This is a genomic window from Pseudomonas sp. P7548, from assembly GCF_013386585.1.
Lineage (GTDB): Bacteria > Pseudomonadota > Gammaproteobacteria > Pseudomonadales > Pseudomonadaceae > Aquipseudomonas.
The window spans coordinates 26754-36026 of sequence record NZ_JACARO010000067.1 but is presented as its reverse complement, the minus strand read 5'-3'; the positions used below and the strand labels follow the sequence as shown (position 1 = coordinate 36026).

At 63.0% G+C, this 9273-nt stretch carries 8 protein-coding genes; 6 read left to right on the top strand and 2 right to left on the bottom strand.

What is annotated here, in order from left to right; genetic code table 11:
* Nucleotides 1–159 precede the first annotated feature (159 nt).
* From HX803_RS24325 to HX803_RS24300, 6 genes are all read left to right on the top strand, one after another.
* Nucleotides 160–1077, top strand: coding sequence for a substrate-binding domain-containing protein (locus tag HX803_RS24325; RefSeq protein WP_178924203.1), 918 nt, complete (start codon nt 160–162; stop codon nt 1075–1077).
* Between the two features lie 63 nt (nt 1078–1140).
* On the top strand, nt 1141–2649 hold the full coding sequence (locus tag HX803_RS24320) for a sugar ABC transporter ATP-binding protein (protein WP_178924201.1): 1509 nt from the start codon (nt 1141–1143) through the stop codon (nt 2647–2649).
* Complete coding sequence (locus HX803_RS24315) at nt 2615–3607, top strand: ABC transporter permease (protein ID WP_178924199.1); 993 nt, start codon at nt 2615–2617, stop codon at nt 3605–3607. Before HX803_RS24320 ends, HX803_RS24315 begins: the two co-directional genes overlap by 35 nt.
* 27 nt (nt 3608–3634) lie before the next feature.
* Nucleotides 3635–4714 (top strand): alcohol dehydrogenase catalytic domain-containing protein, encoded by a 1080-nt coding sequence (locus tag HX803_RS24310; RefSeq protein WP_178924197.1) that lies wholly within the window; start codon nt 3635–3637, stop codon nt 4712–4714.
* 2 nt (nt 4715–4716) lie between these two features.
* Entirely contained in the window at nt 4717–6249 is a 1533-nt protein-coding gene (locus HX803_RS24305) for an FGGY-family carbohydrate kinase (protein WP_178924195.1), read from the top strand.
* A 135-nt stretch (nt 6250–6384) separates the two neighbouring features.
* Entirely contained in the window at nt 6385–7110 is a 726-nt protein-coding gene (locus tag HX803_RS24300) for an SDR family oxidoreductase (RefSeq protein WP_178924193.1), read from the top strand.
* Here the strand turns inward: HX803_RS24300 and HX803_RS24295 are convergent.
* Both HX803_RS24295 and HX803_RS24290 read right to left on the bottom strand, forming a co-directional pair.
* Nucleotides 7107–8111 carry a LacI family DNA-binding transcriptional regulator gene (locus tag HX803_RS24295; protein WP_178924192.1) on the bottom strand — a complete coding sequence of 335 codons (1005 nt, stop codon included), beginning with the start codon at nt 8109–8111 and terminating at the stop codon, nt 7107–7109. The genes HX803_RS24300 and HX803_RS24295 overlap by 4 nt on opposite strands.
* A 58-nt stretch (nt 8112–8169) precedes the next feature.
* Nucleotides 8170–9033, bottom strand: coding sequence for a LysR family transcriptional regulator (locus HX803_RS24290; protein ID WP_178924190.1), 864 nt, complete (start codon nt 9031–9033; stop codon nt 8170–8172).
* Nucleotides 9034–9273 lie beyond the last annotated feature (240 nt).

Below are 9273 nucleotides of genomic sequence, written 5' to 3'. Positions count from 1 at the left end.
GTAAGAGCGGAACCATAAGCCGCCATCACCCAATAACGGATATGCCCCCAAAGCCCGACCAACGGCAGCTTGCACCTTCCCCCCAACCTTGCTAACTTCCCACAAAATGTTAACGATAACATTTGCTCTAACAATAAAAACAAAACAGAGACCCACGCCATGAAAATGCTCCCGAAAACCCTGTGTTTACTGGCCGTCAGCATCACCCTCGGCACTCAGGCGTTCGCCGACGCCGCCAAACCCATCCGCATCGGCGCTTCCTTCCAAGAAATCAACAACCCCTATTTCGTCACCATGAAAAACGCCCTGGAAGAAGCGGGCGCGACCATCGGCGCGAAATTGATCATCACCGATGCCCGCCACGACGTGTCCAAGCAAGTCAGCGACGTTGAGGACATGCTGCAAAAAGGCATCGACATCCTGCTGATCAACCCCACCGACTCGGTCGGCGTACAGTCGGCCGTCAAATCCGCCCATGCCGCCGGCGTTGTGGTGGTCGCGGTAGACGCCCAGGCCGACGGCCCGCTGGACGCCTTTGTCGGTTCAAAAAACTTCGACGCCGGTTTCCAGGCCTGTGAATACCTGGCCAAGAACATCGGCGACAAAGGCAACATCGCCATCCTCGACGGCATTGCCGTGGTGCCTATCCTCGAGCGCGTGCGCGGTTGCAAAGAGGCCGTGGCCAAGCACCCGGACATCAAGATTGTCAGTATCCAGAACGGCAAGCAGGAACGTGACCAGGCGCTGACCGTCACCGAAAACATGCTGCAGGCCCAGCCCACCCTCAAGGGCATTTTCAGCGTGAATGACAACGGCTCCCTCGGCGCGTTGTCGGCCATCGAAGCCAGTGGCCTGGACGTGAAACTGGTGAGCGTCGACGGTGCGCCGGAAGCGATCAAGGCGATCCAGAAACCCGGCAGCAAGTTCATCGCCACCTCGGCCCAGTACCCCCGCGACCAGATCCGCCTCGCCCTGGGTATCGCCCTGGCCAAGAAGTGGGGCTCGCAAGTGCCCGCCACGATTCCGGTGGACATCACCCTGATCGACCAGGCCAAGGCCAAGGACTTCAGCTGGTAAATCGCCCCGGCCCCGCGCCATGCGTGGGGCCCCGGTCATCCTTCTGAGCACGAGGTCGGCGGTATGAGCAGTCTTCTGAAGCTGGAAAACATCTGTAAGCGTTACCCGGGGGTGCAAGCCCTCAAGTCCATCAACCTGCAAGTGGAGCGGGGCGAGATCCACGCGTTGCTGGGAGAAAATGGTGCGGGCAAGTCGACCCTGATGAAGATCCTGGGCGGCGTCGAGCATCAGGACGAAGGGCAGATCCTGATCGACGGTCAGGCCCGGCAGTTTGCGACTTATCGCGATGCGATCGCCGCCGGCATCGGCATCGTGTTCCAGGAATTCAGCCTGATTCCTTACCTCACCGCCGTGGAAAACATCTTCCTCGGCCATGAGCTGAGCAACCGCTTCGGCCTGTTGCGCAAGCGCGAAATGATCGAGGTGTCCGAGGCCCTGTTCAAACGCCTGGGGGTCACCCTGGACCTGCAGTGCGCGGTCAAGCACCTGAGCGTGGCCGAGCAGCAGTTCGTCGAAATCGCCAAGGCCCTGGCCCTGGATGCGCGCCTGCTGGTGCTGGACGAACCCACCGCAACCCTCACCCCTAGCGAAGCCGAGCTGCTGTTCGACATCATGCGCGAGCTCAAGCGCCAGGGCGTGGCGGTGATTTTTATCTCCCACCACCTGGAGGAGATTTTCCAGGTATGCGACCGCATCAGCGTGCTGCGCGACGGCGGCAATGTGGGCGTGACTGATGTGGCTGACAGCGACATCGACCGCCTGGTGGAAATGATGGTCGGCCGCCGCCTGGAAAGCAGTTTTCCACCCAAGCCAACCCAGGCACGCGGCCCGCTGTTGCTGGAGGTCAAGGACATCCAACTGGTGCGCAACGGCCCCCACAACTGCTTTCAATTGCACAAGGGCGAGATTCTTGGCTTTGCCGGCCTGGTCGGCTCCGGTCGCACCGAGCTGGCGCTGGGCATGATGGGCGCGCTGCCGTCGGTGAGCAAAGACGTGTGGCTGCGCGGTGAAAAAATCACCCTGGATGACCCGGCCCAGGCCCTGGCCCATGGCATCGGCCTGCTCCCGGAAAGCCGCAAGAGCGAAGGGCTGATTACGGATTTCAGCATTCGCGAAAACATCTCCCTGAATAACCTGCCCAAATACCAGAACGCCAGTGGCCTGATCGACAAGGGCCGTGAATGCGCCAGTGTCGACAGCCTGATGAAACAACTGTCGATCAAGGCGCCCAGCGGCGAAAGCCGGGTGTTCAACCTCAGTGGCGGTAACCAGCAAAAGGTGGTGATCGCGCGCTGGATCAACCATCACTGCGATGTGCTGGTGTTCGATGAGCCCACCCGTGGCATCGACGTCGGCGCCAAGGCGCAGATCTACGCCTTGATGCGCAGCCTCACTGAACAGGGCTACGCAATCATCATGATTTCTTCCGAACTGCCGGAAGTCATCGGCATGTGCGACCGCGTCGCCGTGTTCCACAAGGGCGCCATCGTCAAGGTACTGGAAGCGTCTGCCGTCAATCCTCAAGAGGTCATGCGCCATGCAACAGGGGGCTCAAGTGAATATGTCCATTAACACCCCAGGCACCAGCCCGTTGCGCCTGAACCTGGCGCGGCTGGTGCGCTCGCCGGCGTTTTACCCCTTTGTGGGGCTGGTGGTGGTGACGCTGGTGATGATCCTGGCCAGCGACACCTTCCTCACCACCAGCAACCTGTCGAACATCGCCCGCCAGGTGTCGATCAACGCGATCATCGCCGTGGGCATGACCTGCGTGATCCTCACCGGCGGCATCGACTTGTCGGTGGGGCCGGTGATGGCCTTGTCCGGCACGCTGACAGCCGGGCTGATGGTGGCGGGGCTGCCGCCTGGGTTGGCCATCGGCGCCGGGATGCTGATCGGCGTGGCCTTCGGCATCGGCAACGGCCTGTTCGTCGCCTACCTGCACATGCCGCCGATCATCGTCACGCTCGCGACCATGGGCATCGCCCGGGGCCTGGGCCTGATGTACACCGACGGCTACCCGATCTCCGGGTTGCCGGAGTGGTTTGGCTTCTTCGGCCGCCAGAGTCTGTTCGGCATCGAGGTGCCGATCCTGATCATGCTGATCACCTACGCCGCAGCCTATGTGCTGCTGCAACACACGCGCATCGGCCGCTACATCTACGCCATCGGCGGCAATGAAGAAGCCGTGCGCTTGTCGGGCGTGCGCGCCGCGCGCTTCAAATTATTGGTGTACGGCATCAGTGGCCTGACTGCGGCGATTGCCGGCCTGGTGCTGACGTCACGCCTGATGAGTGGCCAGCCGAATGCCGGCGTGTCGTTCGAGCTGGATGCGATTGCCGCCGTGGTACTCGGTGGCGCCTCGATTGCCGGTGGGCGCGGGGTCATCGTCGGCACCTTGCTCGGCGCCATGCTGCTGGGTGTGTTGAACAACGGCCTGAACATGCTGGGCGTGTCGCCCTACGTCCAGAGCGTGATCAAGGGCGGGATCATTTTGCTGGCGATTTTTATCAGCCGTCAGCGCCACAAATAACCTTCTAACAAAAACAGGACCCACACCATGGACAAGCACACCGAAATGCAAGCCGTCGTCTGCCACGGCCCGAAAGACTATCGCCTGCAACGCATCGGCAAACCCCAAGCGCGGCCCAATGAACTGGTGATCCGCATCGCCGCCTGCGGCATCTGCGCCAGTGACTGCAAATGCCACTCGGGGGCGGCGATGTTCTGGGGCGGCGACAACCCGTGGGTCAAGGCGCCGGTGGTGCCGGGGCACGAGTTTTTCGGCTACGTGGTGGAGGCAGGCGAGGGTGCCGAGGAGCACTTTGAGGTCAAGGTGGGTGACAAGGTCATCGCCGAGCAGATCGTGCCGTGTGGCAAGTGCCGCTTCTGCAAATCCGGCAAGTACTGGATGTGCGAAGTGCACAACATCTTCGGCTTCCAGCGTGAAGTGGCCGAAGGCGGCATGGCCCAGTTCATGCGCATTCCCAAGACCGCCATCGTACACAAGATTCCGGAGTCGGTATCGCTGGAGGATTCGGCGCTGGTGGAGCCCATGGCGTGCTCGATCCATACCGTCAACCGCGGCGATATCCAGCTCGACGACGTGGTGGTGATCGCAGGCGCCGGCACCCTCGGGCTGTGCATGGTCCAGGTGGCCGCGTTGAAAACCCCGAAGAAACTGGTGGTGATCGACATGGTCGACGAGCGCCTTGAACTGGCGAAAAAGTTCGGCGCCGACGTGGTCATCAACCCCTCGCGGGACAACGCCCGTGAAATCATCAACGGCCTGACCGACAACTATGGCTGCGACGTGTACATCGAGACCACCGGCGTGCCGGCCGGTGTTACCCAGGGCCTGGACTTGATCCGCAAGCTCGGCCGCTTTGTCGAGTTCAGCGTGTTCGGCGCCGAGACCAGCGTCGACTGGTCGATCATCGGCGACCGCAAGGAACTGGACGTGCGTGGTGCGCACCTGGGGCCGTATTGCTACCCGATCGCCATCGACCTGTTCGAGCGTGGTCTGGTCACCTCCAAAGGCATCGTCACCCATGACTTCCCGCTGGACGACTGGGCCGAAGCCTTTGAGCTGGCCAACTCGACCAAGTCGATCAAGGTGCTGTTGAAGCCGGTGGTCTGAGCATGAGCTACGTGATGGGGGTCGACATAGGGACCCAGAGCACCAAGGCGCTGCTGGTGGATGGTCAAGGCACGATCATCGCCCAGCACAGCCAGGGGTATCGCGTGGATACCCCGAAAGTGCGCTGGGCCGAGCAATGGCCGCAGGTCTGGCTGGACGCGGTTGAGGCCTGCGTGGCGCAGTGCATGGCAGAGGCCGGTGTTGCCAAGGCGCAGGTCGAGGCGCTGTGCATCAGCAGCCTGTATGGCGGTTCGGGGATTGCGGTGGACGCGCAGATGACGCCGCTGCACCCGTGCCTGATCTGGATGGACCGCCGCGCGAGTGAGCAGGTCGCCTGGGTGCGGGAAAACGTAGACCTCACGCGGTTGTTCGAGGTCACCGGCAACTCGGTCGACAGCTACTACGGCTTCACCAAGATGCTCTGGCTCAAACAGCATCAACCTGAGGTGTGGGCCAGCACGCGCTACTTGCTGCCGCCCAACAGCTACATCAACTGGTGCCTCACGGGCGAGTTGGCGGTGGACCACAGCAGCGCGGGCAACATCGGTGGCGTATACGACGTGAAGGCGCGCGGCTGGTCTGCTGAGATGCTCGATGCATTGGGCATCCCGCAGGCGATGATGCCGGAGCGGCTGGTGTATTCCGGGGAAATCGTGGGTGGTTTGTTGGCGGATTGGGCGACGCGCCTGGGCCTGCAGGCAGGCACGCCGATCCTGGCCGGTGGCGTCGATGCGGCCATGGCCACGCTGGCGGCGGGCGTGACGCAGCCGGGCAACCATGTGGCGATGATCGGCACCAGCATGTGCTGGGGCTACCTGAACCAACAGGTGGATGCCCATCACGGCCTGGTCAGCATGCCCCACGTCTACAACGGCCACCGCGACCTGTACATCTTCGGCGGCGCGATCACGGCGGGCGCGTCGGTCAGCTGGTTTCGCGAGCAGTTCTGCCAGGCCGAAGAGCAGCAGGCCAAGGCCACCGGCCAGGACAGCCTGGTGCTGCTGGAGCAGGCGGCGACGAAGATCCCGGCGGGCAGTGAAGGCCTGGTGTTCCTGCCCTACCTGATGGGCGAGCGCAGCCCGGTCTGGGACGACCGCGCCAGTGGCAGTTTTGTCGGGTTGAACCTGTATCACACGCGCATCCACCTGTACCGGGCGGTGTTGGAGGGCGTGAGTTTTGCCCTGCGGCACAACATCGAAGCGGGCACGCGCGGTGCGCATTCGCTGGACCCGCGCCTGATCGTGGTGGGCGGCGCGAGCCATTCGGATTTGTGGATGCAGATCATCGCCGATGTCACGCGCTACCCGGTGTACACCATCGTGCAGGAGGTGGAAGCAGCGTTGGGCGCGGCCTTGCTGGCAGCGCACACGGTGGGGTTGGTGAGTGATGGGGAGATGGACAAAGGCTGGGTACAACTGGCGTTGCGGGCACAGCCCAAGCGGGAAACTATCGCCACCTACGACCACGCGTTTGCCGAGTATTTGAAGCTGTATCCGGCCCTGAAACCGATCATGCACACCTTGCAATCTCATTGAATCAACCCATTCCAATGTGGGAGCTGGCTTGCCTGCGATTGCGGTGTATCAGTACCAGATGGATTGGCTGACACTCCGCTATCGCAGGCAAGCCAGCTCCCACAGGGGATCTTCATCGTCTATGGAACAGTGACCATGAACGCAGCCTTCGACTTCACCCACCACCGCATTCTTGTCACGGGCGCCAGCAGCGGCATCGGCCGTGAAATCGCCGTGCAACTGATCGCCAGCGGCGCCGATGTCTTCGCCCTGGGCCGCGATGCCCAGGCCTTGGCCACGCTCGGCTGCCACACCCTGTGCCTGGACATCGCCGACAGCGCCGCCCTCGACCTGGCCCTGCAAGACCTGCCGCCCTTGCACGGCCTGGTCAACTGCGCCGGTATCTCGCGCCTGGAACCCGCCGCCGCCATCAGCGCCGAAGCCTTTGATCAGGTGATGAACGTCAACGCCCGGGCCGCCGCCCAAGTCGCCAGCCGTGTGGCGGCGAAGATGATCGAAGCGCAGGTCGCCGGCAGCATCGTCAACGTCTCCAGCCAGGCTTCATTGGTGGCCCTGGACGATCACCTCGGCTACTGCGCTTCCAAGGCTGCGCTCGATGCAATCACCCGCGTGCAATGCGCCGAGTGGGGCCGCTTCGGCATTCGGGTGAACAGCGTCAACCCGACGGTCACGCTGACGCCGATGGCGACCATGGCCTGGTCCGCGCCGGCCAAGCGCGACCCGGCCCTGGCGGCCATTCCCCTTGGGCGCTTTGCACACCCTGTGGAAGTTGCCTTGCCGGTGCTGTTCCTGCTCAGCCAGGCGGCGAGCATGATCAGCGGCGTCAGCCTGCCCATCGATGGCGGCTACACCAGCCGCTAGCCGTTTTCCAGCAGGCCGGCGATCACCACCTTGTCCCGTGGCTTGAAGGGGTCTTCGAGGCGGTCGAGCAGCAGGCGTACCGCGCTGCTGCCGGCCAGGGACGCGTCGTGGGCGACGCAGGCGATCGGCACGCCGAAGATGTCGGCGAAGGGCAGGCGGTCGATGCCGCAGATGGTCAGGCTGTCATGGGGGATGTTGTGCATGCGCAGCGCACGCAGGGCGCCGAGGGTGATCAACTGGTTGAAACCCATGATCGCATCCGGCGCCGAGTGTTCGGCCAGGTAGTCGAGGGTGTGCAGGTAGGACGGCATCAGCGTGTAGTCGCCGGCCTGTACTTCAACCTGCACGTGGGGGTGCTCGGCCAGGACTTCGCGCAGGCCCTTGAGGCGCTCCACGGTGATGCGCGAATGCTCGGGGCCGGTCAGCACCAGCAGGCGCTTGAGGTGCGGGGTCTGGCGCAGCAGGTAATGGGCAGCCTGGATGCCGCTGTGGTAGTTGTCCAGCACCACGCGGCTGAACGGGCTGTCGTGGATCGTGCGGTCGAGCAGCACCACCGGGGTCTTGCCGTTGCCCAGGCGTTCCAGGTAATCGGGTTGGTAGTTCGGCTCATCGGAGACCGGCGACAGGATGATCCCCGCCACGCGATAGCCGAGCAGGGTGTCCACGGCCTTGCTTTCCAGTTCTTCAAGTTCGTCGGTGTCCACCAGCATGATGGTGTAGCCGTGCTTTTTCGCCTCGCGGGAAATCGCCTTGATCATCTCGCTGTAGAACGGGTTGTCCACGGAGGCGGTGATCACCCCGATGATCAGGCTTTCACTGCGCTTGAGCCCGCGGGCGAAGGCGTTGGGCACGTAGTCCAGCTCCCGCGCCACTTCGAGGATGCGCGCCAGGGTGGCCGGCTTGACCAGGTCGGGTTTGCTCAGCGCGCGGGACACCGTGATGGTGGTCATGCCGACCCGCTTGGCGATGTCGCTGATGGTGACGGACTTTTTCTTGTTCATCGGTAAGGCTGCAAAAGGAAACACCCGCAGGCTAGCATGCACGGCGGCCGTTGGTGATTCAAATCAACGGATCCCAACGCTGCGACCAGTCACTTTCGGCCTTGACCACTCCCCGCAGCAATTCCAGCGCCTGTTGCAGTACCGCCGAATCCCGCGCCCGCGAATACACCAGGTACGTGGGGAAACTGAACTCCGGCGCCTTGGGCACCCGCTGCATCACGCCGCTGTCCAGGTAGCTTTGTACGACCCGCGTGCGGAAGTAGCCGGCGCCGCCGTTCTCCAGGATGTACTGCAACGCCAGCGGCCCCAGGTTGAAGCTCAGTGCGGCGCGGGCCTTGTCGGGCAGGGCGGTGTCGTGTTGCTGGCGAAACCCCGGGCCCCAGTCGATGTACACGTAGGGATCGGGCTTGCTGACCAACTGCACCAGGATCAGTTTTTCTTCCAGCACCTGCTCCACTTGCAAGCCGGGCCAGTAGTGCGGCTGGAACACCAGCGCCGCGTCGAGCACCCCCAGCTCCAGTTGGCGCAGCAGGTAGTCGCCTTCACGCACCTCGGTACGCAGGGCATGGCCGGGGATGTGTTCACGCAGGGCCTGGGCCCAGCCCAGCATCAACGGGTTGCACAGGCTGACTTCGCCGCCGATGTGCAGCACGTTGCGGTAGCCATCGGGCAACGGCAGGTCGCGCTTGGCCGCTTCCCAGGTCTGCAGCAACTGGTTGGCGTACACCACAAAGGCCTCGCCATCCGGCGTCAGTCGCGCCCCCGCGCGGTTGCGCACAAACAAGGTGCTGCCCAACTGGCTTTCAAGGTTCTTGACCCTGGCGGTGATCGCGGTCTGGGTGACGTGCAGCTTCTCGGCCGCCGCAGCCAGGCTGCCGCAGCGAGTGATTTCGAGGAAAGTGCGTGCCAGTTCGATATCCATGAAGCCCCCGGGAAATGAGTGGAAGGCATTGTAGTGGAATGCGCTCAACACGGTAGGCGCCGGCTTGTCCCTCTGGCTGGCGACTGCTATCTAACTGTAATCCCGCGATCCAATGTGGGAGCTGGCTTGCCTGCGAAGGCGGCCTGACAGGCGACCAGGATGTTGGATCAGACGGAGTACATATCCGTTATCTAGGTAACGGCGGCTATTGGTTCTGCCCTTACGGCGGCTCACTTTTGA